Annotated in this window: 22 protein-coding genes and 1 tRNA gene; 8 read left to right on the top strand and 15 right to left on the bottom strand. The window is 46.4% G+C overall.

Translation table 11 applies throughout. From position 1 onward, the window contains the following. Positions 1 to 9 precede the first annotated feature (9 nt). Positions 10 to 495 (bottom strand): ABC transporter ATPase, encoded by a 486-nt coding sequence (locus IDJ77_RS23390; protein WP_191191410.1) that lies wholly within the window; start codon positions 493 to 495, stop codon positions 10 to 12. A 71-nt stretch (positions 496 to 566) separates the two neighbouring features. Here IDJ77_RS23390 and IDJ77_RS23385 point away from each other — a divergent pair, with 71 nt between their 5' ends. Further along, positions 567 to 1,028 (top strand): hypothetical protein, encoded by a 462-nt coding sequence (locus IDJ77_RS23385; RefSeq protein WP_191191409.1) that lies wholly within the window; start codon positions 567 to 569, stop codon positions 1,026 to 1,028. 248 nt (positions 1,029 to 1,276) lie between these two features. On the opposite strand, the gene IDJ77_RS23380 is transcribed toward IDJ77_RS23385, so the two are convergent. Genes IDJ77_RS23380 through IDJ77_RS23370 form a run of 3 tightly spaced genes read right to left on the bottom strand, consistent with a single transcriptional unit; the run spans position 1,277 to position 3,921 of the window. After that, a complete protein-coding gene (locus IDJ77_RS23380; RefSeq protein WP_191191408.1) occupies positions 1,277 to 2,110 on the bottom strand; it encodes a (Fe-S)-binding protein in 834 nt (277 codons plus the stop codon). A 51-nt stretch (positions 2,111 to 2,161) separates the two neighbouring features. Continuing rightward, on the bottom strand, positions 2,162 to 2,599 hold the full coding sequence (locus IDJ77_RS23375; protein ID WP_191191407.1) for a DUF2750 domain-containing protein: 438 nt from the start codon (positions 2,597 to 2,599) through the stop codon (positions 2,162 to 2,164). A gap of 23 nt (positions 2,600 to 2,622) precedes the next feature. After that, on the bottom strand, positions 2,623 to 3,921 hold the full coding sequence (locus IDJ77_RS23370) for a (Fe-S)-binding protein (RefSeq protein ID WP_191191406.1): 1,299 nt from the start codon (positions 3,919 to 3,921) through the stop codon (positions 2,623 to 2,625). Positions 3,922 to 4,281: 360 nt separating this feature from the next. Between IDJ77_RS23370 and IDJ77_RS23365 the strand changes: the two genes are divergently transcribed. Both IDJ77_RS23365 and IDJ77_RS23360 read left to right on the top strand, forming a co-directional pair. Continuing rightward, positions 4,282 to 5,031 carry an SDR family NAD(P)-dependent oxidoreductase gene (locus IDJ77_RS23365; RefSeq protein ID WP_191191405.1) on the top strand — a complete coding sequence of 250 codons (750 nt, stop codon included), beginning with the start codon at positions 4,282 to 4,284 and terminating at the stop codon, positions 5,029 to 5,031. 156 nt (positions 5,032 to 5,187) lie between these two features. Further along, positions 5,188 to 5,769: a TetR/AcrR family transcriptional regulator gene (locus tag IDJ77_RS23360; protein WP_191191404.1), complete on the top strand. Its 582-nt coding sequence runs from the start codon at positions 5,188 to 5,190 to the stop codon at positions 5,767 to 5,769. Between the two features lie 55 nt (positions 5,770 to 5,824). Here the strand turns inward: IDJ77_RS23360 and IDJ77_RS23355 are convergent, their stop codons facing one another. Next, complete coding sequence (locus IDJ77_RS23355) at positions 5,825 to 8,209, bottom strand: PAS domain S-box protein (protein WP_191191403.1); 2,385 nt, start codon at positions 8,207 to 8,209, stop codon at positions 5,825 to 5,827. A gap of 198 nt (positions 8,210 to 8,407) precedes the next feature. On the opposite strand from IDJ77_RS23355, the gene IDJ77_RS23350 reads away from it, so the two are divergent. Together IDJ77_RS23350 and IDJ77_RS23345 are read left to right on the top strand one after the other, a co-directional pair. Further along, on the top strand, positions 8,408 to 9,973 hold the full coding sequence (locus tag IDJ77_RS23350) for a serine hydrolase domain-containing protein (RefSeq protein WP_191191402.1): 1,566 nt from the start codon (positions 8,408 to 8,410) through the stop codon (positions 9,971 to 9,973). 81 nt (positions 9,974 to 10,054) lie between these two features. Continuing rightward, positions 10,055 to 10,297, top strand: coding sequence for a CHC2 zinc finger domain-containing protein (locus IDJ77_RS23345; protein ID WP_191191401.1), 243 nt, complete (start codon positions 10,055 to 10,057; stop codon positions 10,295 to 10,297). Between the two features lie 282 nt (positions 10,298 to 10,579). On the opposite strand, the gene IDJ77_RS23340 is transcribed toward IDJ77_RS23345, so the two are convergent. Both IDJ77_RS23340 and IDJ77_RS23335 read right to left on the bottom strand, forming a co-directional pair. Further along, on the bottom strand, positions 10,580 to 11,605 hold the full coding sequence (locus IDJ77_RS23340) for an NHL repeat-containing protein (RefSeq protein WP_191191400.1): 1,026 nt from the start codon (positions 11,603 to 11,605) through the stop codon (positions 10,580 to 10,582). A gap of 375 nt (positions 11,606 to 11,980) precedes the next feature. Next, the gene (locus tag IDJ77_RS23335; RefSeq protein WP_191191399.1) at positions 11,981 to 13,204 is read right to left on the bottom strand and encodes an alpha/beta hydrolase; all 1,224 of its coding nucleotides are present in this window, start codon (positions 13,202 to 13,204) and stop codon (positions 11,981 to 11,983) included. Between the two features lie 363 nt (positions 13,205 to 13,567). Between IDJ77_RS23335 and IDJ77_RS23330 the strand changes: the two genes are divergently transcribed. Together IDJ77_RS23330 and IDJ77_RS23325 are read left to right on the top strand one after the other, a co-directional pair. After that, positions 13,568 to 14,380 (top strand): helix-turn-helix domain-containing protein, encoded by an 813-nt coding sequence (locus IDJ77_RS23330; RefSeq protein WP_191191398.1) that lies wholly within the window; start codon positions 13,568 to 13,570, stop codon positions 14,378 to 14,380. A 68-nt stretch (positions 14,381 to 14,448) separates the two neighbouring features. Continuing rightward, a complete protein-coding gene (locus IDJ77_RS23325) occupies positions 14,449 to 14,997 on the top strand; it encodes a cupin domain-containing protein (protein ID WP_191191397.1) in 549 nt (182 codons plus the stop codon). 80 nt (positions 14,998 to 15,077) lie between these two features. Here the strand turns inward: IDJ77_RS23325 and IDJ77_RS23320 are convergent. The 3 genes from IDJ77_RS23320 to IDJ77_RS23310 all read right to left on the bottom strand — a co-directional run bounded on the left by IDJ77_RS23320 (position 15,078) and on the right by IDJ77_RS23310 (position 18,401). Next, positions 15,078 to 15,153 (bottom strand) — tRNA-Phe (locus IDJ77_RS23320). 203 nt (positions 15,154 to 15,356) lie between these two features. Continuing rightward, entirely contained in the window at positions 15,357 to 17,603 is a 2,247-nt protein-coding gene (locus tag IDJ77_RS23315; RefSeq protein ID WP_191191396.1) for a glycoside hydrolase family 95 protein, read from the bottom strand. A gap of 18 nt (positions 17,604 to 17,621) precedes the next feature. Next, positions 17,622 to 18,401, bottom strand: coding sequence for an SDR family oxidoreductase (locus IDJ77_RS23310; RefSeq protein WP_191191395.1), 780 nt, complete (start codon positions 18,399 to 18,401; stop codon positions 17,622 to 17,624). A gap of 192 nt (positions 18,402 to 18,593) precedes the next feature. Here IDJ77_RS23310 and IDJ77_RS23305 point away from each other — a divergent pair, with 192 nt between their 5' ends. Then, positions 18,594 to 19,463 carry an AraC family transcriptional regulator gene (locus tag IDJ77_RS23305; protein WP_191191394.1) on the top strand — a complete coding sequence of 290 codons (870 nt, stop codon included), beginning with the start codon at positions 18,594 to 18,596 and terminating at the stop codon, positions 19,461 to 19,463. Positions 19,464 to 19,776: 313 nt separating this feature from the next. On the opposite strand, the gene IDJ77_RS23300 is transcribed toward IDJ77_RS23305, so the two are convergent. The 5 genes from IDJ77_RS23300 to IDJ77_RS23280 form a co-directional block, all read right to left on the bottom strand. Then, a complete protein-coding gene (locus IDJ77_RS23300) occupies positions 19,777 to 21,753 on the bottom strand; it encodes a sialate O-acetylesterase (protein ID WP_191191393.1) in 1,977 nt (658 codons plus the stop codon). 81 nt (positions 21,754 to 21,834) lie between these two features. Beyond that, on the bottom strand, positions 21,835 to 22,266 hold the full coding sequence (locus IDJ77_RS23295) for a hypothetical protein (RefSeq protein ID WP_191191392.1): 432 nt from the start codon (positions 22,264 to 22,266) through the stop codon (positions 21,835 to 21,837). 19 nt (positions 22,267 to 22,285) lie between these two features. Beyond that, positions 22,286 to 22,882, bottom strand: coding sequence for a LutC/YkgG family protein (locus tag IDJ77_RS23290; protein WP_191191391.1), 597 nt, complete (start codon positions 22,880 to 22,882; stop codon positions 22,286 to 22,288). A gap of 85 nt (positions 22,883 to 22,967) precedes the next feature. Next, positions 22,968 to 24,329, bottom strand: coding sequence for a LutB/LldF family L-lactate oxidation iron-sulfur protein (locus IDJ77_RS23285; protein WP_191191390.1), 1,362 nt, complete (start codon positions 24,327 to 24,329; stop codon positions 22,968 to 22,970). Then, positions 24,326 to 25,075 carry a (Fe-S)-binding protein gene (locus IDJ77_RS23280; RefSeq protein WP_191191389.1) on the bottom strand — a complete coding sequence of 250 codons (750 nt, stop codon included), beginning with the start codon at positions 25,073 to 25,075 and terminating at the stop codon, positions 24,326 to 24,328. Before IDJ77_RS23280 ends, IDJ77_RS23285 begins: the two co-directional genes overlap by 4 nt. Positions 25,076 to 25,078: the final 3 nt, after the last annotated feature.

The following is a 25,078-nucleotide window of genomic DNA, read 5'->3' as shown; positions in this document are numbered from 1 at the left end:
TAGCTCATTTTACCCCACTACCAAATCTCTAAACAACTGAATATGCCAGCTGTCTTTAAACGGCACTTCCCACTTGGTTTGCAGTTCGGTTACGTTTTGGGCGAGGTTGTTAAAAACGATGGTTTCGGTATTGATCTTGCCTTGTTTCAACAGTTCTTCAAACTGCTGGCGGGGAACGGATAGTACTTCTTCGCCATCGCGGTAGGCCAGGTTAAATCTATCAAACAGGTTAATGCCGAACTGCTGCTCTAGCTGTTTCATAAAGTTTACCGATTTATCTATCGAGCAGCCGCTGGCGCCTGCCTGGCTTTCGTCAACTATCAAAATCAAAAAGCGGTTGTAGCGGATCTCGGCTTTGGCTTTCAACTGGTTGTTGTGGGCCGTCCAACCGGTGGTAAAATTATCCAGCTGCACCTGTATCTGCAGGGCTTCGGCAGGGCTTAATTTACGGTCGGATTGGTATACCCAAACTCTTGAGTGTGAAGAAAATTCCATAAGGCAAATTTATTCAATTTATTAACTTGAGTATATTATTTGTTGTCATACAAAAATCACGTCTACCAGCGGTGAAAAAAGTATTCCTTATTCTTGTATTATTGGCAATAATGCCCCTGGCATATGGCTTTGCGGCTTTTATGGATGAGCAGCAATGGGTAAACTGGGGCAACAAGGCTCTCGTGGAAAGCTACGACCCATCCGGCGAGCCCAACATCATCAAATGGGAGATCATGCTCACAACAGATCATTTTATCCGCCTGCGAAAAACTTATCAACAGGGTAACCAAGAGTATTATTCCTTTAATATCAAACGCCTCAATAGCCTGAATTACCTGCCCGGGAACGACCTTACCGATACCCTACAGGTACAAACCAAAACAGACGATATCATCATCCAAACTTACAATGACCCTGCCGGCGATCTCGATTCCATGGCCACCACGCTTAACATCCCCGTAAAAAAATTAGTTCCCGGCAGGTTGGATAGTTTAAAACAGGGGTTGAGTTTTTTGAGGATGAAGGGGATGTGAGGCCTACAACCTATTGTTTTCCAATTTTTTTCACCCCATTCGGGGTGAGCGCTTTGTAGCAATTGCAGTGAAATTTTTGTGCGCCGTAGGTGCAACCCTTACCTTGATCGGGCAACCATTTGAAGGGGTAATTGCGTAGCCCCTACAGCGCAATTTTACCATTTACCTGGTTTGCTACAAAGCGATAGTCCCCAAAGGGACAAAGGGGTTTTCTCCGTTACAAAAAATGTTGGTACGCGGTATCCCCCTTACAACCCATTCGCCCGTACCGTTATCTCCGCAATATCCAGCACTTTTATATCCTGCTCTTTGTTAATGTGTTTAACACCATCACTGAGCATCGTCATGCAGAAGGGGCAGCCGGAAGCTATAACATCGGCTTTGGCTTCCAGTACATCGGTCATACGCTCGGCGTTGATGTCTTTTTTGCCGGGCTCGGGTTCTTTAAACATTTGGGCACCGCCGGCGCCGCAGCACAGGCCGTTGCTTTTGCAGCGTTTCATTTCTACCAGTTCGGTGTCCAGGATCTCGAGAGCGGCGCGTGGCGCTTCATAAACGCCGTTGCCGCGGCCGAGGTAACATGGGTCGTGAAAGGTGATACGGCGCCCCTTAAAGCTTTCGCCGCCTTCGGCTTTAAGCTTGCCCTCGTTGATAAGGCCCTGGATGAGCTGCGTATGGTGGATCACCTCGTACTTGCCGCCCAGGCCCGGGTATTCGTTGGCTATGGTGTTGAAGCAATGCGGGCAGCCGGTCACTATCTTTTTAACCTCGTAGGCGTTCAATAGCTCAATATTAGTCATGGCCTGCATCTGGAACAGGAATTCATTACCAGCCCGTTTGGCCGGGTCGCCGGTGCAGCTTTCTTCGGTACCCAATACGGCATAGCTGATGCCTACATGCTGCAATATCTTGCAGATATCTCGGGTTATTTTTTGCGCGCGCTCATCAAAACTGCCGGCACAGCCTACCCAGAAAAGTATTTCGGGTGTGTTGCCTTCGGCAACCATCTGCGCCATGGTAGGCACGGTTAGGGTTTCGGATTTCGAATGTCCGATTTCGGAATTATTTAGAATTTCTTCCATCTTCTATTTTAAAAACTGCCGCTGCAAACCGGCAACTGATAACTTACCTGGTTATTCATCTTCACTTATTTCGGCAATAAATTCGTCTATGCTGGCATAGCCGGTAAATTTAATAGCCGAATTGATCACTTTTAACTGGGTCGCCACATCAAGCGCTATGCCTAAAGCGTCTTCCTCCTCGCCAAGCATTTTGGGGTCCCAGTTGATGCCGATGAGCGTATCATCTTCGGCCATGCCAACGCACCAGTTCTCTAAAAACTGGCCCAGCGGAATTTCGGTAGGTGTAAAGTCTTTCCAATCATCCCGTGCACAAGCCTTAGCGTACGCCCGTTCCGACCAAAATGGCACCACATCCGTATCCTCGCTATCTGCCGAATGGGAGTTGGCCCACCCGTTCTTACTTTTTAATCCCCACACCAATTTTGATGCGGCCACCCGTTCGATGAATAATTGATAATTTCTTTCTGTTGTTGCGCTGTCGTTTGCCATTCCTGTTCTTTCTATACTATCTATTATTCTTTCTCTGCCCAATTAAAACGGTCGGCCTGGCTGTATTTCCAGGGGGCGCCATTATTTTCCATATTGCCAAACATATTATTGAGGCTGGCCGGCGCCTGCGATTCTTCCATCACCACGTAACGGCGCATCTCCGTAATAATTTCCAGCGGATTGATGTTCACCGGGCAGGCCTCCACGCAGGCGTTACAGGTGGTACAGGCCCATAATTCCTCGCGGGTGATGTAGTTATCCAGTAACGTCTTATCGTCGGTATAATCCTTGCCGTGCTTATCTATGTTATTGCCCACCTCGGTTAGCCTGTCGCGGGTATCCATCATAATTTTACGGGGCGATAATAACTTACCCGTAATATTGGCCGGGCAAACGGAGGTGCATCTGCCGCATTCGGTACAGGTGTAAGCCTCCATCAGGTTTTTCCAGGTGAGGTCGGTTACATCCTTTACGCCAAAGCGGCTTATCTCGGTAGTTTCGGGCACAAAGGATGGATCGAGCATGGCCTTCACCTCGTTGGTAACGGATGCCATATTACTAAATTCGCCTTTAGGCTTTAAGTTAGAATAGTACACATTGGGGAAAGCCAGTAAAATATGGAAGTGCTTGGAATACGGCAGGTAATTTAAAAAGGCCAGTATGCCAATAATGTGGAACCACCAGCAGCCCCGCTCTATGGTGGCCAGCGCATCGGCACCGGCCGGCAACAAAGGCGCTATTAAAGCGCTCACCGGGAAACTCCCAGCGGTAACATAATGCCCAAAATGCAGGGCCTGTAGTTTATAATCAGCGGCGTTCATAGTTAGGAAGGCCATCATCAACAAAATTTCGATGGTAAGGATATAATTCGCGTCGGATTTTGGCCAGGCGGTCATCTCGGTACCGCTAAAACGCCTTAACTTTAAAATATTGCGCCTCGCGAGGAACACCACGCAGGATACCAGCACCAGCAGCGCCAGCACCTCAAAACCGCCTATCAGCAAGCCATACAGGCTGCCCAGTGGTTTGGAAAACACCCGGTGCGAACCGAAGATACCGTCGATCATGATCTCGAGCACCTCGAGGTTGATGATCACAAAGCCCACATAAATAAAAAAGTGCATTACCGCGGCGGTGGGGCGTTTCACCATTTTGGTTTGGCCGAGAGCCACTTTTGCCATAATGCGCCAGCGGGCGGTGGGGTTATCGCTGCGGTCGGTATCCTTCCCTAACAAAATATTGCGCCTTACTTTTGCCACGTTTTTACCGAACAGGTAAACGGCAGCTAATAGAATGATGATGAAAATAACCTGTCCTATCATTATGCGTGCATAGTAATTTAAAGCTAAAGTATAAATTACTTTTAATGTTTGTGAAGATTGTTTAAATGTAGAGGAATTGTTTCATTTACGTCCTCGTAGTGAGTTAACTCACCCCCAACCCCTCTCTCCTTCGGAAAGAGGGGAGTTATTTTCTTTTCTCTTCTTCACCCTCTTTGCGGAGCAGAGAGGGTCGACGCACGAAGTGCCGTCGGGGTGAGTAAATTGCCCCAACGAAAATTCCTCCCCTGCTCCTTTTGTCACCCCAAAATAATAATTCAAAATAACAGAACGCTCGTTCCAAATACGCTGTATATTTGCGGAACGATTATTCCAATAAACAAAACTAATCGAAAACTCAAAATGAAAAAGTTAGAAAATAAAGTAGCAGTAGTAACAGGCGCCTCTAAAGGTATTGGTGCCGGTATAGCCAAAAGCCTTGCAGCAGCAGGTGCTTCGGTAGTAGTAAATTATTCATCATCAAAAGCAGGTGCCGATAAAGTGGTAGATGAAATTGTAGCCGCCGGTGGCAAAGCCATCGCCGTACAAGGCAGCGTATCAAGCAAAGCCGATGTAACCCGCTTGTTTGACGAAACCACGAAAGCCTTTGGCCCTACCGATATCCTGGTGAACAATGCAGGCGTGTACGAATTTGGCCAGATAGAGCAAATAACCGAAGAACATTTCCACAACCAGTTTGATACCAACGTACTTGGTTTGCTGTTAGCCACACAGGGTGCAGTGGCCAGCTTTAACCCTAATGGTGGCAGCATTATCAACATTGGTTCGGTAGTGAGTAATATTACCCCTGCGGGCAGTGCTGTTTACAGTGCTACCAAAGGCGCTGTTGATGCCATTACTCACGTACTGGCAAAAGAGCTTGGCCCAAAAAACATCAGGGTAAACTCGATTAACCCGGGTATGGTAGAAACCGAAGGCACGCATACAGCAGGTTTTATTGGCAGCGATTTCCATCACGAAGCGGTTAAAACTACACCGCTGGGCCGTATCGGTCAGCCGGAAGATATTGCGCTGATAGCGGTATTCCTGGCTTCAGAAGATTCGCGTTGGTTAACCAACGAAACCCTGCTTGCAGGTGGTGGTGTAAGGTAATAAGATCGTTTGCCTCATCCGCCCTTTGGGCACCTTCTCCAAAGGAGAAGGAAATATTTTAAAGTCCTCTCCTTTGGAGAGGATTAGGTGAGGCTTCTAATAAACATGTTAAAAATCAATAGCTTTGCTTAATATTAAGCAAAGCTATTTTAGGTTATGGCAAGAACGAAAGATTTTGATGAAGCAGAGGTACTGAACAAGGCCGTAAACATATTCTGGCTTAAGGGATATAATGGCACTTCTATGCAGGACCTGGTAGACGGCCTGGGCATCAGCCGCTCCAGCCTGTATGATACCTATGGGGATAAGCACACCTTGTTTTTGAAGGCGCTGGAAAGCTACCAATGCGCAAACTCCGGAAATTTCTGCCAGATAACCAACAGCGATAGGCCCGCAAAAGAGATCATCAGAACCCTTTTAGAGTACGTTATAGCTAATCTTTTGAACGATAAAAGCCAGAAAGGCTGCTTTATGGTGAATGCCGAGGTAGAGGTAGCGCTGCACGATAAGCAGGTAAGCGAAATGATCCAAAAGAACGACCAGCAGATTGAAGACGCATTTTTTACGGTGATTAAAAGAGGGCAGGAAAAGGGCGAGATAGCCGGTCACCAGGACGCGCGCGCGCTGGCCAGGTTTATGTTCAATACCATAAAAGGCGTACAGGTAACCGCAAAATCTACCAACGAGCGGGCCGTTTTTGATGATATTATTAATTTGGCGGTATCTGTGCTGGGGTAAGTGGCAGCATAGCAATAAGTACACGCCAGCCTATATTGGCGCAGCTTTACCAAGATCAAAGCGGCAAACTAAAATAAAACGTCGACCCTACTCCGCTTTGGCTTTCTGCCCATACCCGGCCGCCATGGCGCTGGATGATCTCGGAGCTTAAATACAAGCCAATACCAAAGCCGGAGATATGGCGGGTATGAGTGGTTTCCACGCGATAGTAGCGATCAAAGATCTTTTCCAGGTCGCCGGGCTTTATACCCATACCCTCGTCTTTTACACTTACAATAAGTTCGGTATCCGTTGCACTGCATGCAACTGCTATATTATTTCCTTTTGGCGAGTATTTGACCGCGTTACTGATAAAATTTGAGATCACAGACCCTATCTTATCCCTATCGGCGCGCACTGTGATTGGCGGGCATTGTACAAAATGTATCAGGTGGGTAGTAACCGTAAGGTTGGCTTCTTCAATCACATCAGAGATCAGGGTTTCCATATCAAAGTCTTGCTTCTCTATATGGATCTTTCCTGATTCAAGGCGGGAGATATTGAGGAAACCATTGATCATGGCTGTCATGCGTTTGATGTGGTGGTTTGCTTTTTGCATCGCGCCGGATAAAAAAGTATCTTCACTGTTCTTCAGTTTAGCATTAGCTACCTGGATGATGGCTCCCAACGAAGTTAGCGGGGTTTTCAGCTCGTGGCTCACCATCCCTATAAAATCGCCCTTACGGGTTTCGTCCAGTTTCTTTTCGGTGATATCACGGGCTATTTTGGATAGGCCGATGATATTGCCCAAATTATCCTTAACCGGCGATACCGTTACCGAAACATCTATCAGCCGCCCGTCTTTAGTTAATCGTTGGGTTTCAAAATGGTCTACGCGTTCGCCCGTTCTTATGGTTGCCAGGATTCGCGGCTCTTCTTCATACCGGTCTGGCGGGATGAGTTTGTAGATAGACTCGCCTATCATCTCCTCGGCGGTATAGCCAAATACGCGCTCGGCCGAATCATTCCAGCTCGTAATAACACTTTCGAAGGTTTTGCTGATGATGGCATCATCCGACGACTGGATAATGGCGGCCAGTTTGGCACTCTGCTCCTCAGCGACTTTCATATCTGTGATATCCAGCACCGTTCCTATAAAACGGGTGGCTACGCCTTCTTCAAAATAAACCTTCCCATGCACCTTTATCCAGCGGGTTTCGCCGTTATCAAAACGATTGATGCGGAAATTAAGCTCGTAACGGCCTCCCTTTTCGGGATGGATGGCCTGCGCTATTGCCGCCTGTACCCAATCATGGTCATCGGGATGAATATGATCAGAAAAAGTAGCAAAAGTAGCGGGCTGGTTAGGCGGGATCCCATAAATGTCGCGGCATTCCTGCGACCAATACAGCGCTCCCGTTTGCGGGTCATAGTCCCAGGTGCCCAATTTGGTAGATTCGATAGCCATACGCAGGCGCGATGTGCTGGTGGCCAGTTCCTGGTTGGCATCTTCCAGGCGCTGCTGCATGGCGTTTAACTCATCGTTAGTGGCGGCCAGTTCTTCGTTGGTGGTAGCCAGTTCTTCGTTAGTGGCGGCCAGTTCTTCGTTAAAAGCGGCTTGCTCTTCGTTGGTGGCCGTTAGTTGCTTGTTCTTGTCCAACTGGTTTAGTCGCGCACTCATTATGGAAGTAACATCATACACAAAAGCTATTATACCGTCCACCTCGTTGTTTTGGTTGCGGCGTGGCAGGTAATTAAAGCTAAAATAACGGTCCCGCACCGGGCCCCCTTCCTCGTCCGCTAAGGGCACCAATAGTTCATTCACTTCGTAAGGCTTTCCTGTATGGTAAACATTCCATACTATTTCCTGTAAAGGTGTGCCCACAAGCTCGGGTAATGCCTCAAAAATAGGGCGATTTAATAATTCCCTGCCGGGAAGCAGTTGCTCATAACCGGGGTTCACCAGTTCGTAAACTAAATTTGGGCCGCTTAAGATACAGATGCCCGCGGGTGCCTGCATAAAAAACGCATGGAGCAGGTCGCGTTCCTTTTGAAAGGCCGCCCCGGCCGCCTGGCGCTCGTTTACTTGTTTGGTATTTTCGAGCACCCAAACGGCTACTTTGTTTAGCTTACCTGCCTCATCTTTTACCGGTGCGTAAACAAAAGTAACAAAGATGGTTTCCTCGCGGCCGTGCCGAACGAGCATCAGTTTAACCTCGTCTGCATGGTACGGCTCGCCGCTTGCTACAACACCGGCTACTGCCGCTTCGTAGTAAGGCCGGGCCTCTGCAAATGTATCCCAATAAAAATGCCCGTGAATGGCCTCGTAAGGTTTGCCCGCTACCTCCAGAAATTTATCGTTAACTATTTCGGCAACGAGCGTATCGGCATTTAAAATACAGATGCCGATAGGCGCATAAAGCACTGCGTTGTGTAGATCCGCTCCGTCGGTTATTTGCATGGGCTGCAGGCTGGCATTAGTGGTAAAGCAAAATAACTAAAAAAACGCGGTTTTGTTTGAATTGTATTAATACCATGTGAAAAAGACCTGGCTGGCGGTCAATGAAATCCCAACACCAGCAACAACGTCTCCCGCGCAATTTTTTTCCAATTAAAAATCCCTATTTTCACTCCAATTATCAGCCTAACAATTACCGGAATGCAAATCTATACTTCACCATTTTTGCGCGTTGCCAAGCGGCTCGCAGTTATTTGTTTTTTACTATCTAACGCCGCGCTTTATGCCCAAACAAAAAGCAGTTTCCCTGCAAGCACACCCGAAGCAGAGGGTGTTTCTGCCGCCGCTATAGATAGCTTTTTAAATGCCGTAGAAGGCAAACACGAGTTTCATAGCTTTATGATGCTTAGGCATGGCAAAGTAGTAGCGCAGGGCTGGTGGAGCCCCTATGCTCCTAAGCTACGGCACAGCCTTTACAGCTGCAGTAAAAGTTTCACTTCCACGGCCATTGGCTTCGCGGTGAGCGAAAAGCGGATCTCGGTAAATGATAAAGTGGTATCGTTTTTTCCAGGTAGTTTGCCCGATACCATAAGCCCGTATCTTGCAGCGTTAACGGTTAAGGATCTGCTGACCATGTCGGTAGGGCAATCTGCCGATCCAACGGGCCCTGTTGTATCCACAAAAGATGATTGGGTAAAAGCTTTCCTGGCACTGCCCATCGCCTATAAACCGGGAAGCCAGTTCTTATACAACTCGCTGGCAACATTTATGCTATCGGCCATTGTGCAAAAGGTAACAGGGCAAAAAGAAGTGGACTATCTTAAGCCGCGCCTCTTTGAGCCGCTGGGCATCAGCGATATGGACTGGGAAATTAACAAACAAGGCATTAACACCGGCGGCTGGGGCCTGCGGGTAGAAACCGAAGCGTTGGCAAAAATGGGGCAGCTGTACCTGCAAAAAGGAAAATGGCAGGGCAAGCAGGTAATACCGGAAGCATGGGTTACAGAGGCCACAACGTTTAAGATAGACCAGGCACCGGGCGTGCCCCAAAGTAAAAAAGATTCGAGCGATTGGATGCAGGGTTATTGTTACCAGTTTTGGCGCTGCCGTAATAACGCGTTCCGTGCAGACGGTGCCTTCGGCCAGTACATCATTGTAATGCCCGATCAGGATGCCGTTATCGCCATCACTTCCGAAACAAGTGATATGCAGGGAGAACTAAACCTGGTATGGAAATACCTGCTGCCGGCCATGCAGCCCAAAGCGTTGCCCGCTAATCCAGCCGCAGATGATAAACTGGTTAAACACTTAGCGGCCTTAAGCCTGCCGCCCGCAACCGGGGCAAGCAATAGCACAAATGGCACATTCAACAAAACTTACACCCTTAAGCCTAACGTTTTAAATATCCGTTCGATAGCCTTTAGCTCCACCAATGGCGTGTACCGCGTTACATTGAAAAAGGACGCAGCAACGTATACGCTCAATTTCGCAAACGGAAAATGGCTAGCGGGCCAAACGGATATGCAGGGCCCTGGCTTAGTTACCGCCGCAAGGGAAGATTTCTCCATACTTGTGCCCTATAAAGTATTTGGCAGCTACGGATGGAGCGCCAGTCAGGATTTGCAATTGAAACTACGCTATATCGAAAGCCCGCACACAGAAACTATTACCTGCCATTTCAACGGGAAGGAATTAATTGCCGACGTGGACTATAGTTTTAACTATGGCAAAAACAAAGTGGTGTTGCATGGGGAAGTAGCGGAGTAAAGCAAAACTGCAATTAATAATTGCAGTCAACTTTTCCACAGGCATTGCAGGGAAAAACTGCAGTGTTTAAGTTTGTGGAGTATGAACCTCGTAGAGATCGCTTCCAAACATATCCTGTTACAACAAAGCCGCAAAGCACTTAAGGGCCGATGCCCCTTTCATAAAGATGACACTACATCGCTGATGATCATAGCGCAAAGCAATTATTTTAAATGTATGGGGTGTGGCGCAGAAGGCGGCCCGGTTGAATTCCTGATGCTTATTGACGGCAAAACCCGCAATGAGGCAGTAAGTAAGCTGGCTAAGCAGGAGTTTTCGGTATAAGGTTGCTTACACAATAAGCTTCATCCCTAATTAAAAATTGCTTAATTTCTTACAAACATTGGTTGAACGTCTAACGGACGAGAATTGTATAAAAGATATTATTTTTACCGAATTCGCCCTTTAACTATTTTTTTCCAATTCGTGGAAATTAATAAATAGCTTTTATATGAGTGCCGCAAGGTAACCTTTCTCCAACAAAAAAGCCTTTCAGATTTCTCTAAAAGGCTTTTTTGTTATGGTATATGCGGGATGGTACCAGCTGGCGAGAGTTTTAACTACAAACTATTTCTTATATATTTTCCTAATAGCATTATCAGATCCGCCTATCAGTAAAACATTATTACGGTAAGATAAAGCATCTATGCCATTAGTTTTAGCAGTAGCAACAGGGCCATCAACATAGCCAAACGATGGGTTTTTAAATATGGGCACTTCTGCGTTCCGTTGCGTATTAAACTGGGTTATTCTTTGCCTGTTGTAAACAACAAATACATTACCGTAAGTTGTTGTGTTTAAACGCTCATCAACCTTTGCAGGCTGTATTTCATTAATGCGCACACCCGTACCTGTAGCGTCAATTACGGTTTTTACTGCTCCCTGTGTAGTTACCCTTCTTAAAGTTAAGCCGGTTCCACCACTTTTGTCTCCATCTACAACCCACAAATAGCCGTCTGCTCCTAATTTTATACGCGTAGGATAATTAAAATTGGCAGCAGCTCCTGTGCCATCTGCGGACTCCCCCGTGCTACCTATTCTGCCGGCAAGTACCGTAGCCACACCTGATGGGCTAACTTTAACAATTCTTTTGTGGAAAGCATCAGTGATGTACAAAGTGAGGTCATCTGCTATAGCAACATCAATAGGGCGGCTCAAAGTGAGATTAAGTCTTAGCGTATCCACTACACCGGAGGGCGTAATCCTGATTATTTTGTTATCAAAGGACAAGGCGACATATACATTTCCATTCTTTGCAACTTTTAATCCCGACGGGCCGTTAACGTTTTGAGCTAATACCGTTACAACACTGTCTGTGGTAATTTTATAGACTTTGTCTTCCGGGGTACTTGACACGTACATTGTACCGTCTGATCCTGTAGCAATGCATGCAGTAAGTGGAATGGTAGGTGTTTTGTACACCGTACCAAAAAACAGCTCGCCGGTGGAGGCCGAAAGGGCATCTACGTTAGCTTTAGCAAGTTTATCTGCTATTTCACTGTTTGCAACATAATCTTTTTTACAGCTTTGGATGCCCAAGCCCAAAAGTAAGATCAAAAACAAACAAGCATTGTTAAGGTTAATTTTTTTCATAAAAAGAAATTATTTATTTATTAAAGAAACCGATAAAATTGATTAATGTTCTGATTCGGAGCGAAAAAACTAGTGAGTTATTCTAAGCGTTTAATTGCTTATAAAGTTTTCACCGTTCGATTGTAGTAAATAAGGCAATTTTGGCTTGAGCTTGCTTAATTAACGCGTGGATTAGTTTAGCACCTTAACGCAAGAAAGCCTTTCAGAGAGATCTGAAAGGCTTTTCTTTTTTCGTGGTGGCGATTATACAAATTTGAACCATTTTCTGCGTGATTTGTGTTCATTAACCAAATTAGACTTATAAACTTATTGGGTTCAAATCGTAATGTGGCAGATTCATAACACTACTTTTCGTAACTGGAAGGCGTTTGCTTTTTATTTCTGCAACTCCAACAAACGCAATTTAATTTCATTTGATTTGGGATTCAACTCGTTGGCTTTTTTGTACGAAGCCATAGCTTTTTGCTTTTCTCCTTTCATAGCATAAGCGGCGCCCAAAGCGGCAAAGGCTCGTGAAGAAGACGGGTAATTAATTGTATTCATTTCCAGTAGCTTAATGCCATTGCTGAGGGTTGCCGGGCTTTTTAATAACCATTGCGCCAGGTCGTTAAAATATGCTTCGTCAGGCAAAATCGGATACCCAAACTTTTGCGATAATCCTTTATAATGTCTCATAATAATTTCCGGATTAATCTTTTCATCACTTACCGGAGGAAGCTGCCATTGCTGGTAGATAAATCGAAGTCCGTCATAGTATGACTTAATAGGAACAGTCATATGACTCTCATTCGGATAAGGGATATATTCGAAATCTAATCCTTTGATGTTCCGCTTCTTGAGCAGGGAATCAAACTTTAAAACATTGGTATGAAACGGTGATCCGGGTGAAGAAGAATCTTCATTGCCATCGCTAAAAAAAAGGGTCTTCGATAAAGTTGATCCTGCTTTTAATCTTTTATCCGCGAGCTTCAGAAGGAATTTCTGATCCCACCAGAAGGATGGGCTCACGGCAATGTATGCGTCGAACATATCCGGATAATTAAACAAGCAATTGATGGTTGTCAGAGCTCCGAATGAGTGTCCCGCAAAAATGCGGTAAGGTTGAGTATTGTAATTCGAATTGACATAGGGCATGAGCTCTTTCTGAATGAATTGCAAAAAAAGCTCATTTCCACCGCTGTGCTTATACGGGGAGTTAGCTGTAGTATCCGATTTTCCCGAATAATCAATATTGCTGTGAGATGGGGTCAGGTCACGGTTACGGTCCGTATTCGTTATTCCTACAACGATCAGTGGGGGAATAACGGACACGTCTTGCCGGCTGAGGTATTTAGAATATTCTACCATTTGGGCGAAATGATTGTCGGCATCCAGAACATAGATCACCGGATATTTTTTCTCTGAATTGGCAGAATCTTTCGGTGTGTAGATCAGTATCCTTCGATCTTCTTTAAGAATGTCGGAATGCATCGTTACAACTTTTCCCTGATCAGACTTAATTGGCTCTACCTTTTGACCATTTGCTTTAAATGAAAAAAGTAGCGGTATAATAAAACACACAAATGCAAAAAGCTTTTTTTTGGGGGAACCGGGTTTCATGTTTTGGAATGGGTTAATTGCAAGGATACGGCTTTTCTCGGTCACTTAATTTAGAACCCCTCAATTCAAAATCCTTGAAAAAATTACTTTCGGCAGCAAATTTTTCGGTTTGTGGATGATTGCGTGGAATGCGCCATCTTCAAAGACAACAACTTCCATCGATGATGAATTTTGAGGTTAAAACAAATATAAAAAATGGAACTGAATTAAAAAGAGCACGATTTTGCGGGAGGGGTACAAAATGGATTTGCGCCTGATAGCAGATTTAGATCTATAAATTTTTCGGTTCAAATTTTAATTTGGATATCTGAATCCGTTAAACTTTGGCTAATTTTAAAGATTGTCAATAACAATTGTATGCATTTGCGTGAAATTAAACCCGGCCCCGCTTTAGCCCAAATTGTGAGGCTTTATCGGATCATTGATTTCGAATTTACGCACAATAATCCAATCCCGCCGAAAGCCTACACACCGCGCCCCGAGCAATGCCTCCAGTTTTTCCCAACGCCAACTATCATTGAATATGCCAATAAAAGCAAAAGCATCAAGCCAAAAAATGCTTTACTTATCGGCCAGCACACCATTGTTAATAACCGAACGGTTTATAAAAAGTTCCTTTCGTTACAAATTGTGTTTCAGCCTGGAGCATTATACCGCCTGTTTGGATTTTCGCTTAATGAAATAACTGATCAGTTGATTGATGCTGCAGACATTTTTGGAGGCGCAATTGAACATATAAATGATCAGCTTTACCATGCCCAAGACCATCTTGAGATGATAAGGATAGCAGAACGATTTGTAGCAAAATTGGCGAACGGTATCACTAACAAAGCATTACCAATAGATTTGGTAGCACAACAAATGCTTGATGCTTCACAGCCGTTGGATCGATACGTATCAAGCGCATTTCTTTCGCATCGGCAGTTCGACCGTCAATTTATAGAAAGAATGGGGATTGCCCCTAAAGAATATTTACGGGTAGTGCGGTTTGATCAGGCCTACCGAATGAAAAGCCGCTATCCCGAAATGAACTGGTTCAACATTGCCATCGCCTGCGGTTATTACGATTATCAACATTTGAGCAAAGAGTACAAGGCCTTTACCGGTTACACCCCCTCAGTATTTTTTGCAATGGATTCGCCCGAGCGGTTGCTGGGTACAGAGGAAGTATATTAAGAATGTCCATTTTTTACCACTAAAGCAAAGCTGTAGTAATTGATCTTTGGCTATCAAATCATAACACGATGCAAAGAAAGAAATTTTTACAAACCGGTTTAGGTGCAGCAGCTTTACTGGCATTAGGAAAAACAGCCGCGGCTAATGCACCGGCCAAAAAACCCTTTAAAATAGCGGCAGGTAAGGGCCGTTTCAACGAATCGTTTTTATATAAAGGAAAAAACCCGAACGATATCAAAATATCAGGGAAAGATACCGATAGCCAGATAGCCATGTTTGAATACATCGGCTATGAAAAAACCGGGCCATCGCTTCATGTTCATTTTCACCAGGACGAAGTTTTTTATGTAATAGAAGGCAACTATCGTTTTGTAGTAGGTTATGAAACGATGATGATGAACCCTGGAGATACGATTTTTTTGCCCCGAAACATCCCTCATACTTGGATACAACTAACAGATAAAGGTAAATTGGTCTATTTTGTACAGCCGGCCGGCAAAGCAGAGGATTTTTTCAGAACGATGAATAATCTGAAAGTTGCCCCTACCAAAGAGGAAGTAGATAAAATTCATGAAGCTTGTGGAATGAAGGTAATGGGGCCACCATTGTCCTTATAACAAATAAAGCATAAATCCCTAATCAGTGATTAAGGATTTATGCTTTAAAAAAACAGTGAACTTCGTTATTAACGAGGTTTTGGTGGTATCAGCTGGGATCGAACCAGCGACACAAGGATTTTCAGTCCTTTGCTCTACCGACTGAGCTATGATACCGCTCCGTTTAAGGTTTGCAAATGTAGCGTTTTTTTTATTTCTGTAAAGTTTTTTTTCAATTTAGTTTAGCTGAAAGGGCATTTTTAGCTGTGTACGTCTGAAATTCAGAGATTTATACTGCAATATTTTTTTTTAAGAACCAATCAAACTACACAAAAAGAGGCCGCGGAAACACGACACTCTTCTTGCTTTTATAATTGATACTATATCCCCGTGGTAAAAGTATAAGTTTTGCCTTTTGCCGTTTTTAAATTGAATACGGTATTACCTTTGGTTGTAGCCGCCAGTTTCATGGCATTCGGCACCCGTATCCGGCAATCCCCGCCTGATAATGACTTGATAGATAGCTTGGTTATTTTACCCGCCTTCCATTCCATATTGCTGATCTCGAAATTGCCGCGGGCACGCAGGCCCTGCACACTGCCATTTGCCCAGGCTTTTGGTAAGGCAGGCAGCAGTTGTATTTCGCCGGCCTGGCTTTGCAGCAGCATTTCGGCAACGCCGGCAGTGTAGCCAAAATTACCATCTATTTGGAAAGGCGGGTGCGCGCAAAACAGGTTGGCATAAATACCGCCTCCCTGGTTATAATCAACACCGGCGCCACCAACCAGTGTTATAAAATTCTTAAGAATGGTATGCGCATGGTCGCCATCCTGCAGACGGGCCCAAAAATTCATCTTCCAGGCCATCGACCATCCCGTTGATTCATCGCCACGGGCAAGCAAGCTTACCTTGGCTGCCTTGGCCAGTTCGGGCGTATTGATGATACTGATCTGCCTGCCCGGGTGCAGGGCAAACAGGTGCGATGCGTGGCGGTGGGTATCTTTGGGATCGTCGCGGTCGGTTTCCCATTCCTGCAACTGGCCCCACTTGCCAATTTTTGGTTTCAGCAAATGCTCTTTTAACGATGCGATATGTGAGCGGTACGGTTTATCCAGGCCCAATATATCCGCTGCTTCAATATAATTGGTAAACAGGTCGTACACAATTTCCTGATCGTACGTTACGCCATCCTCGGTTGGCCCATGCTCGGGCGACCAGCCCATGGGCGATACCAGCGTACCATCCGCGCGGCGCTTTAAATGGTCATCCCAAAATTCCGAGATCTCTTTGAGTATCGGGTAAGCGAAGCTTTTAAGGTATTCCTTGTCCTTTGTAAAAGCGTAATGCTCCCAAAGCGCCTGCGCGTACCAGGCGCTGCCCGGCGTGTTCCATAAAAAGCTGGAGCCTCCGTAAATATTGTTCTCCGTTTTCACCGTCCAGCCGCGGGTATTTGGGTATTCTTTGGCGGTACTTTCGGTTTTTACGGCACGCATGCTGTTGATATAATAGAGATATGGGAAATGGCATTCCGAGAGATTGGTAGACTCGGCCAGCCAGTAGTTCATCTGGATGTTGATATTGGAGTGGTAATCGCTGCGCCATGGCGGGTTATTGCTGTTGTTCCAAAGCCCCTGCAGGTTTGCCGGCAAGCCCCCTTTACGCGATGAGCTGATGAGCAGGTACCGCCCATATTGAAAAAGCAGCGCCTCCAGCTGCGTATCGCCCGATTTTTTATAATTCAGGATTTGCTGATAGGTAGGAACGGTGCTTGCCGCAGTTGTTTTACTGCCGAGGTTTAAGGAAACCCTGCCGAATAGCGACTGGTAATCAGCAATGTGCCTTGCCAGTAATTGCGGGTAGGTTTTGGTGGATGCTGTTGTAATGATGCCCTTAACTTTTACAGTAGGGTCCTCTCCTTTCCATTTATTTTCGCGTTTATTGCTGTAATCGGTAGCAGCCGAAAGTAGTATGGTAAAGCCGTTTGCCTTGCTGATATTCAGCTGCGAACCGCCTTTACTATCCGTACCGATGCTAAGCTTGCCGCCATCCAAAATAATTTTGGCAGTGGCGCTGTAAGCTTCGCCGTTATCCAGCTTGCCGTTTATTTGTAGAGTGGCACCATCTGCTGTAACCGTGCCTTTATGCGCGCCTTTCAACAGAATACCTGCTGAATACGCACCGGGCTTATTCGCGGTATAATGCAGCACCATCACTTTATCGGGGAAGCTGCAGAAATACTCGCGCTTGTAATTTGCAACCGTAGCGTATCCGATCTGCATAACCGATCTGCTGATATCCAGCTCGCGGCGATAATTAGTGGTGATGGTATCGGGGATATTAAATTTAATGTAAAGATCGCCGAAGGCCTGGTAGGCACCCGTTTCTTGCTCGTCGCCGGTCCAAAGGCTTATCTCGTTAAACTGGATATGTTCCTGCGCCACGCCGCCAAAAACCATTGCGCCTATGCGGCCGTTGCCAATGGGATAAGCGTCGGTCATCCAGTCTTTAGCGGGCTTATTATCCCAAAGTTTTAAGTTTTGAGCGGAGGCCTTACCCGCAATAAGCAAGCTTCCGATAGCTATTACCAAGGCGGCAAACTTCAGGTTCAGGGTAGAGATGGTTTTCATCAGGATTATCGTGAGGTTTTAAATTGATCTGTCTAAATGTGTGTAACCGCCGTCTACATAAACTATTTGCCCCGTAGTATGGCTGGAAACCGGCGAGAGCAGGAAGGCCGCGGTATTGGCAATCTCTTCCACGGTGGTCATACGGTTGCCAAGGGGGATGTTTTTTACAATGGATGCCAGTTTTTCTTCGGGGTTTTGCAGGGTGCTTAACCAGCGCTCATAAAGCGGAGTGTAGCATTCGGCCACCACAAGCGCATTTACGCGAATGTTGTGGGGCAACAGTTCTACCGCCCATTCCCTTGTTAGGGCGTTGCGCCCGCCGTTGGCAGCCGCATAGGCCGATGTACCGCCCTGCCCGGTATCAGCAACTTTAGAAGTTATATTGAGGATGCTGCCTTCAGATTTTATCAGTTCCGGCAAAGCATAATGTGCTATTAAATAATAATGCACCAGGTTTTTATGCAGCGACGCCATAAACTTATCGTAACCGCCGTTTTGCAGCCCCACGCCGTCATTCTCCCCGGCGTTATTCACCAGGCCATCTATCCGGCCCAATTCGGTTACTACGTTTTCAACCGCCTGGCGGCAGGCATCCGGGTTTGATAGTTCTGCCACAAAATGGAAAGCTTTGCCACCAGCGGCAGCAATTTCGTTCACCGTCTTCAAATTTTCTGCTTCGGTACGGCTGATAATAGCGGGTATAGCGCCCTCTTTTGCCAGCAGCACCGCTATGCCTTTGCCTATACCACGGGCACCCCCGGTTACAATAATTACTTTGTCCTTTAGTTGTAGATCCATAATAGAAAAAAAGATGCCGGTACGGCAGGAATAATTGGTTTTGTACTATACAAGTATAGGCTTTGTTGCAGGCCCAACATTTTATTCTTTGATCAAAGCATTAAGCGATATTGTATTTCAATAAAAACATATGCAGGTTTTGTAACTTTAATGTTGAATTTTTTATACTTTCACCATGCCAATTACCAGTCAATGAAGCCTCAATTATTAAAAGTATCTACAAACCTGGTGCAGTCGTTCAATGCGCGGCGCGATACCAGGCCCAATGTAAACAACCATTGGCACTACCACCCCGAAGTTGAGCTGGTTTTTTTTAAAAAAGGCAGCGGTACTCAATTTATAGGCGATTGCATTACGCAGTTTAACACAGGCGATGTGGTGCTGGTGGGCTCTAACCTGCCGCATTACTGGCAGTTTGATGAGGTGTATTTTCATGGCAATGCCGACGCTACCGCGGATGTAAGCGTGGTGCATTTTAACGAGAATTTTTGGGGCGACCAGTTCCTGGAGCTTCCGGAAAATAAGGAGATCAAAAACATCCTCCATAAATCTAAACGGGGCATACAAATAACAGGCGCCAACCTTAATAAGGTGGGCAGCCTGGTAGAACAGGTGGTTTTTGCCGAGGGTCCGCGTAAAATTATATTGCTGATGGAGGTGCTGCTTGCCATTGCCGGCGGCGAAGAAAACAATATACTGGCATCGCTGGGTTTTGCGCACAACTTCCAGGAATCGGAGAAGGACCGCATTAACGCCATTTACAATTACTCTATCGTAAATTTTAAAAAGAAGATCACCCTGGATGAGATTGCCGCGGTTGCCAACATCAGCCCAAATTCGTTTTGCAAATTCTTTAAATCGCGCAGCAAAAAAACCTACTCGCGTTTTATTAACGAGATAAGAGTAGGCAGCGCCTGTAAGTTACTCATCAACAACCAGATGAACGTAAAGGAGATTTGTTACGAAAGCGGCTTTTATAATTTTGCCAGCTTTCATAAATATTTTAAAGAAATCACCGGGAAAAGCCCGCTCAGCTATCAAAAGTGCTACGTTAAAAAGTAGCAGGAGATATCTCAGTTTATGATGATATCCGTTCCCGCAAGGTCCCTTATCATGTTTAAGTTAACTTACAAAAAACTTTACTCTTAGGCACACCGCCTATCATAAAACGTTCCGATGGAACGTAAAAATGGATGTTGTCTTATTTCCTACCCATGAGCCGTCCCGAAGGGACGAAGAATATGAACCAGTATCCCTTCGGGATACATTATGGGTAGAAAAAACAAATCAATACCGCGGCGTTCCATCGGAACGCTTTATGGGTTTTATAGATTTTTGAATTGAGTCAAATTAAAAGCGATCCCCTGCATAGCGACTACTTCTTCCCAAAAGTGCTGTACTGCCACTTATCCGTACGGAAGGGCGATGCAGGCAAGCCTGCCCCGTTAACTAAATTACAAACCGGGTTATTACTCCAGGCATACCTTACCGCCACCGGGTTTTTCACATTGGGGCTACTTACCGTTACTTTATCGCCATTTATAACGGCATCCGCCCAGTAAAACTTTTGATCGCTGCCTGCTATCGCGAAGCCTGTAACAGCACCGCCGCCTTTGGCGCTTAATCCTTCGGCATTTTTTAATTTTATGCTGATAGTATTACCATCGATTTTAGAGGAGCTGTACACCGGCCCCGAATAAACACCACCCTGCCCGTAATTTTTTGCCAGGGCGATAAGTGCCAGGCGGCGGCCAACTTCTTGTTTATTCCTCGGGTGGATATCCGCGCCTTCGCCAATATCTATTGCCACGGCCATACCTGTGTTTGGCACAGCTAAAGTAGCCAGTTGCACATCGCGCAGTTCGGCCCAGGCAGAGGGTACAGGTTGCGGACTAACCGGCATAAAATTAGCCAGCTGAACAAAGTAAAAAGCCATTTTGGGGTTGTTCCAATCGCGGCGCCAATCGTTTATTAAAGCCGGGAACAGTTCATTGTATTGCTGGGCACGGTTTACGTTTGCCTCGCCCTGGTACCAAATAGCGCCCTTTACGGCATACTGGGTAAATGGGTTGAGCATCGCATTAAACAATACCGACGGCCGGTTTGGCCCATCATTAAACACAGGCGACGGAAAGCCTTTAAAATCTACCGCCATTTTATACTGCCACGCGCCATCCAACGGGATAGTCTCGCCGGAGACGCTTTGCATAAACATTACTCCTTTTTTACCCGTAAAGCCCCCGTCGCCGCCGGTATCAAAAGCCCGTACAGTTATAACGAACTCGCCCGCCTTTACTTTATCTGCGGGGATGGTATAATTGCGCGGTGCCGCGTAAAAGTTGGTTTCGCCTATTTTGTCCCCGTTAAAAAAGGTGATGTCGGCATCATCTATCGCGCCGAGGCTCAGCTTAATATCCTTACCCGCCCAGCTTTCGGGGATGCTGATCTTTTTACGGAACCAAACAATGCCATCAAAATCGGGCAACACCGAGGTTTCCCATGCGCCGGGTAGCTGTACGGTTTTCCAACCGCTGGTATCGATTTTGGGTGCCGCCCATACGGGTGCGCCGTTTTGATACCCTCCATCCTTTGCAACTACGTTGGCTTGCCAGGCAGTGGCTTCGGTATTGTATAGGGCCAGGCTTTGCTCTTTGGTTAGGGTTTTCATCTTTTCGTAAGCCTTGGCCAGGTCGGGCAATTGTTTTACGGTGTTCTCGCTGGTCCATGCCTCTACGATGGTGCCACCCCACGAAGAATGGATCAACCCTATCGGAATGCCCGTTTTTTTATAAATATCACGTGCGAAGAAATAGGCCACTGCTGAAAATTGCGCCACCGTTTGCGGGGTACATTGCTGCCAGCCGCCGCCGGTTATTTTGGCATCATCCAAAGGTACCGTGCTGGTGATATGCTCTACCTGTAACAGGCGGATATTAGGGTATTGTGCATCGGCCAGTTCCTGCTGGTAATTTACCACCTGCGACCAGCCCGATACCGGGAACTCCATATTAGATTGCCCCGAGCAGATCCATACCTCGCCTATCAGCACATTTTTAAGCGTAATGGCATCACCATCGGAAACCGTGATATCATAAGGCCCGCCATATGATGGCGTGGATAACATCACCTTCCATTTCCCATCGGCACCGGCCACGGCGGTATATTTTTTTGAGTTCCAGGTGGTGCTAATCGTAACGGCTTTACCCGGATCAGCCTTTCCCCAAATGGCAGCTTTTGTTTTTTGCTGCAGCACCATATTATCGCTAAAGGCAGAAGACAGGATAACTTTGGCATTGGCACAAAAGCCGGTAGCCACAAACGCGGCAAGGAAGAGGACACGAAGTGTTTTCATAATTTTAAGGTTAGGCAAATATTGGTTTTTATTTAGTTAAATAAAAGAGCAAAATCATCATTTTTGGTGTTGCTAAAAGGGTTAAGCAAGCTGCCCAACCAAAGTCATAATGGCATAAATACTAACCATGGATGCCCGCCCGGTTTCGATAAAGACTTCAAAATCCGACCCACCATTACGGTGTAGTTCACCAAGCGTGTAAGACGTTTTATCATATCCTTTAAAATCATTCCAGTGCCAGCTTTTTACTTCTGTTGCTTGTATGCTTTCTTGAATCCCTTGCTTACTGGTTATAATTTGTCTCGTGGTAACCAGTGTCCAGTTATTTTCGTCGATAAATGTCTGGGAAATTGGCAGTTCTTCTTTATTCACCCTCGTAATCCTGAAAGCATCTTCAATGTCGTCAAAAGTTGTCGATTCAAATATTTTAGTCAATTGAAAATCAAACGGCCTACTCGAGCGCCGTTTAATTGCTGCCAAACAAATATTCCTTATCGACTTATCGCTTTTCATCGATCTAAAATACAGGAAATTAGCTCGTCAAAACAAATATCACCAAACTCCTCGGCCCATGTGCACCAAGTACCAATGATTGTTCAATATCTGCGGTTTTAGAGGGGCCGGCAATGAAGGCGGCGAAGCCATGGTCGCTGCCCTGGGTACGCAGGTAGGCGGCGTGCATATCGGGCACAATATCTGCCGACTTAACCACCAGCGCCAAATGCTGGCAAATAAAGGGCAGCACGCGGGTACCCATTTGTTTTTCGGTAACCCAAAGGGCGCTGTTTTCGGCAACGCCAAACTCGGCCTGCAGAATGGCCAGCTCTACATTCTCCATTTCGTGCGGAGCGTTGTTGGCAAATAAAGCGGCATCCTTGGCAATATCCAGCAATTGGGGTAGGGACGTTAATACCCGTGAATCCGGGGGAATAATCAGATGCGATTTCAGATCTGCAATGCTATCAACCAGCACCACCCTGCTGCCTACATTGCCGGCAACAGTTGCAAAAGTTTCCAGCAAAGAGGCTTTCGCCTGCGCCTTAGCTTCCCACACAGCAAGATCCGGTGCAGCCACCAAAGGCGGCTGGTTACGGCGTACATCTGCTAATATTTTATCGCGGGTTGTCATTTTATTTCAAATGTCGAATGTTCAATTTCTAATTTATCTTCGTCTTATTTCTTGCTTCTTGTATCTTGATTCTAACCTCTATTCTCTAACCTCTATTCTTCGCGTACCACTCCCCAAACGATTCCTTCGGTGCCTCCGGCATATCGCGTTGCTTGTACCAGGGGTTCAGCGGGTTGTTTACGGCGAATGGTGTATGTTTCATCACCCAGCGCCCGGCTTTACCTGCCAGGCGGTAAACCTTTGGCGAGGACAGCGTATAAGCCATCGCCTGCATGGCGGCGGCTTTCTTTTTATCGCCGTAACCTTCTTTAACAATTACCTGCCGCCATTTATATAGCTGCTCGTGGATATCTATCTTCACCGGGCAAACATTACTGCACGACCCGCAAAGCGTGGACGCAAAGGGCAGATCAGCATATTGCTTCATATCCAGGTTTGGGGCAAGGATAGAGCCTATCGGCCCTGCAACTGCCGTGTGGTAACTATGCCCGCCGCTGCGGCGGTAAACCGGGCAGGTGTTCATACAAGCCCCGCAACGAATGCATTTGAGCGAATTGCGAAAATCTTCGCGACCCAATTGTACACTGCGTCCGTTATCAACTAAAATGATATGCATCTCCTGCCCCGGCCGTGGTCGTTTAAAATGACTACTGTAGGTGGTAATGGGTTGCCCCGTAGCGCTCCGCGTAAGCAGGCGCAGAAACACGCCGAGGTCTTTACGCTTTGGGATCAGTTTCTCGATCCCCATACTGGCGATGTGTACATCAGAAAGGTGCGCGCCCATATCGGCATTGCCCTCGTTGGTGCATACTACAAACTCGCCGGTTTCTGCTACCGCGAAATTAACACCGGTAAGCGCCGCCCTGCGGGAGAGGAATGTGTTGCGTAAATGGATGCGCGCGGTTTCCGTCAGTATCTGCGGGTCGGCTTCGCCTTTGGCGCTGCCTAAATGCTCGTGGAATATATCCCCTATTTCTTCTTTCTTTTTGTGGATACAGGGGAGGACGATATGGCTTGGCGGTTCTTTAGCCAGCTGTACAATGAGCTCACCCAAATCAGAATCTACCACGTTAATGCCCTTGTCTTCGAGATAATGATTGAGGTGGCATTCCTCCGTCAGCATGGATTTACTTTTCACCATCTGACTGATGCCGTGCCGCTTTAAAATACTATGGACGATCTTGTTATGCTCTTGGGCATCAACCGCCCAATGTACACGAATACCATTATTAACGGCATTCTTTTCAAACTGCTCCAGGTAATTGCCTAAGTCGGATAGTACGTTATGCTTTATTTGCGAGGCGGCTTCGCGCAGCTCCTCCCAATCGGGGATCTGGTGCGTGGCCTTATCGCGTTTCTGGCGCACAAACCAAAGGGTTTCGTCGTGCCAGTTTACGCGCTGCTCGTCTTTATTAAATACTTCGGAAAGTTCGGCGTGGTTCTTCATGCTACCGGTTCCTTTACGCCATTCAATATCTCGGCAATGTGGATCACCTTCACCCCGCTTTTTTGCCGCTTGAGGATGCCTTCCATGTGCATCAGGCAACTCAGATCGGCAGCAGTGATGTACTCCGCACCGTTTTGGATATGATCGGCAACCCTGTCTTTCCCCATCTTGGCCGATACCGCTTCCTCGGCAACACAAAAAGTACCACCAAAGCCGCAACATTCGTCGCTACGGGTTAGGGGGATCAGCTCTACCCCTTCTACCATATTTAATAAGCCGCCGGGTTTGGAGTAGGGCGAAGCGGTAAGCTCCGTCATCTGCGCCAGTTTAAGTCCGCGCTGTCCGTGGCAGCTTTGGTGCAGGCCCACCCGGTGCGGAAACTTGGCATCGAGTTTTTCAACCTTTAAAACATCGGTTAAAAACTCGGTCAACTCGTATATTTTTTTGCGGATGCCGGTTGCAGCCTGTTCATTATCATGCGAGTGCAGGTGCTCCTTAATATGCAAAGCGCAACTGCCCGATGGCGAAACGATGTAATCAAAACCTGCAAAGTTGTCTACAAACAGGTCGTTGCAGCCGCCGGTTAAATGTTCGTAACCCGAATTGGCCATCGGCTGCCCGCAGCAGGTTTGCTGCGCCGGGTAGCCAACCTCTACGCCAAGCTTCTCCAGCAACTCCAAAGTGGCAATAGCCGCATTGGGGTAAAACTGGTCGACGTAACAAGGGATGAACAGGCCTACTTTCATGTT

This window comes from Mucilaginibacter pankratovii (assembly GCF_014773265.1).
GTDB classification, from domain to species: Bacteria; Bacteroidota; Bacteroidia; order Sphingobacteriales; family Sphingobacteriaceae; genus Mucilaginibacter; species Mucilaginibacter pankratovii.
Note: the sequence above shows the minus strand (reverse complement) of the source record. Positions and strands in the feature narration are given on the sequence as shown.

What these genes read in the sequence shown, in the direction of transcription:
- IDJ77_RS23355 (WP_191191403.1), bottom strand. Translation starts at nt 8,209, where the DNA reads ATGCAAATAACCGACGGAGCGGATCTACACAACGCAGTGCTTTATGCG.
- IDJ77_RS23325 (WP_191191397.1), top strand. Translation starts at nt 14,449, where the DNA reads ATGCAAAGAAAGAAATTTTTACAAACCGGTTTAGGTGCAGCAGCTTTA.
- IDJ77_RS23350 (WP_191191402.1), top strand. Translation starts at nt 8,408, where the DNA reads ATGCAAATCTATACTTCACCATTTTTGCGCGTTGCCAAGCGGCTCGCA.
- IDJ77_RS23295 (WP_191191392.1), bottom strand. Translation starts at nt 22,266, where the DNA reads ATGAAAAGCGATAAGTCGATAAGGAATATTTGTTTGGCAGCAATTAAA.
- IDJ77_RS23375 (WP_191191407.1), bottom strand. Translation starts at nt 2,599, where the DNA reads ATGGCAAACGACAGCGCAACAACAGAAAGAAATTATCAATTATTCATC.
- IDJ77_RS23390 (WP_191191410.1), bottom strand. Translation starts at nt 495, where the DNA reads ATGGAATTTTCTTCACACTCAAGAGTTTGGGTATACCAATCCGACCGT.
- IDJ77_RS23300 (WP_191191393.1), bottom strand. Translation starts at nt 21,753, where the DNA reads ATGAAAACACTTCGTGTCCTCTTCCTTGCCGCGTTTGTGGCTACCGGC.
- IDJ77_RS23345 (WP_191191401.1), top strand. Translation starts at nt 10,055, where the DNA reads ATGAACCTCGTAGAGATCGCTTCCAAACATATCCTGTTACAACAAAGC.
- IDJ77_RS23285 (WP_191191390.1), bottom strand. Translation starts at nt 24,329, where the DNA reads ATGAAGAACCACGCCGAACTTTCCGAAGTATTTAATAAAGACGAGCAG.
- IDJ77_RS23315 (WP_191191396.1), bottom strand. Translation starts at nt 17,603, where the DNA reads ATGAAAACCATCTCTACCCTGAACCTGAAGTTTGCCGCCTTGGTAATA.
- IDJ77_RS23365 (WP_191191405.1), top strand. Translation starts at nt 4,282, where the DNA reads ATGAAAAAGTTAGAAAATAAAGTAGCAGTAGTAACAGGCGCCTCTAAA.
- IDJ77_RS23310 (WP_191191395.1), bottom strand. Translation starts at nt 18,401, where the DNA reads ATGGATCTACAACTAAAGGACAAAGTAATTATTGTAACCGGGGGTGCC.
- IDJ77_RS23360 (WP_191191404.1), top strand. Translation starts at nt 5,188, where the DNA reads ATGGCAAGAACGAAAGATTTTGATGAAGCAGAGGTACTGAACAAGGCC.
- IDJ77_RS23370 (WP_191191406.1), bottom strand. Translation starts at nt 3,921, where the DNA reads ATGATAGGACAGGTTATTTTCATCATCATTCTATTAGCTGCCGTTTAC.
- IDJ77_RS23335 (WP_191191399.1), bottom strand. Translation starts at nt 13,204, where the DNA reads ATGAAACCCGGTTCCCCCAAAAAAAAGCTTTTTGCATTTGTGTGTTTT.
- IDJ77_RS23340 (WP_191191400.1), bottom strand. Translation starts at nt 11,605, where the DNA reads ATGAAAAAAATTAACCTTAACAATGCTTGTTTGTTTTTGATCTTACTT.
- IDJ77_RS23290 (WP_191191391.1), bottom strand. Translation starts at nt 22,882, where the DNA reads ATGACAACCCGCGATAAAATATTAGCAGATGTACGCCGTAACCAGCCG.
- IDJ77_RS23380 (WP_191191408.1), bottom strand. Translation starts at nt 2,110, where the DNA reads ATGGAAGAAATTCTAAATAATTCCGAAATCGGACATTCGAAATCCGAA.
- IDJ77_RS23305 (WP_191191394.1), top strand. Translation starts at nt 18,594, where the DNA reads ATGAAGCCTCAATTATTAAAAGTATCTACAAACCTGGTGCAGTCGTTC.
- IDJ77_RS23280 (WP_191191389.1), bottom strand. Translation starts at nt 25,075, where the DNA reads ATGAAAGTAGGCCTGTTCATCCCTTGTTACGTCGACCAGTTTTACCCC.